We start from the raw sequence: 711 nt of genomic DNA, 5'->3' as shown, positions 1-711 counted from the left end.
AGCGTGTCGAAGGTCAGGCGCAGCACGTCGGTGGTGACGACCACTTCTTCCGAGCGCGTCGGCACCGGCGCGGCGGCGCCAGGCACGGCCGAAGGCGCGGCGGTGGCGGTCGCGGGCGGCGCATTGGGCACCGAGGGCGTCGCGTTGTTCGCGGCGGCCGGCGTGCCGTTGGCGGTCGTGCTGGCCGTGGGCGTGGGCGCCCCGAACAACGACGGTTTGCCGTTATGGATCTGCCAGTTGTTCCAAAGGAGCAACAGCGAGAAGGAGAAAATCATCCAGAGGACGGTTCGTCGGATATCCATGGTGCCTACTGAAGTGAATACGGGCCAGCAAAGCCCGCCAGTTTAGCGTCAATCATGCTCGGTGCGGTGGCCATGGGAGCAGCAGGCCCCGCGCTTGGTTCCCTTGTCGGCGGGAACCGGGTCCCAGCCGCCGGGCGACCAGGGGTGGCAGCGGCCAATGCGTCGCAGCATCAGCCAGAAGCCGCGCCAGGGTCCGTGGCGCTCGATCGCCTCGATCGCGTACGCCGAGCAGGTCGGGGTGAAGCGGCATTGCCGGCCGATCCAGGGACTCAGGAAAAACCTGTAGAACCGGATCGGGGCAATGAGGATTGCGGCCCCCACGGAACGCCCGCGCTGCGCGCGGCCTGCCTGCCGGGGGGATGGGCCGTTCATCGCGCGATCCGCTCGAAGTGAGCGTCCGCTTCGGCCC

The 711-nt window shown here is 68.6% G+C and carries 2 protein-coding genes; both read right to left on the bottom strand.

Going from position 1 to position 711, the window contains the following annotated elements:
- Positions 1 to 302 (bottom strand): membrane protein insertase YidC (gene yidC / locus DNK89_RS23350; RefSeq protein ID WP_153064328.1); only part of this gene is annotated, 302 nt, incomplete at its 3' end.
- Positions 303 to 350: 48 nt separating this feature from the next.
- Positions 351 to 674, bottom strand: a complete 324-nt coding sequence (gene yidD / locus DNK89_RS23345) for a membrane protein insertion efficiency factor YidD (RefSeq protein ID WP_049077350.1) — start codon at positions 672 to 674, stop codon at positions 351 to 353.
- Positions 675 to 711: the final 37 nt, after the last annotated feature.

The sequence above is a fragment of the Acidovorax sp. ST3 genome (genome assembly GCF_003231145.1).
GTDB lineage: Bacteria > Pseudomonadota > Gammaproteobacteria > Burkholderiales > Burkholderiaceae_C > Acidovorax.
The sequence above is the reverse complement of the archived record's forward strand: the minus strand, read 5'-3'. Positions and strand labels throughout refer to the sequence as shown.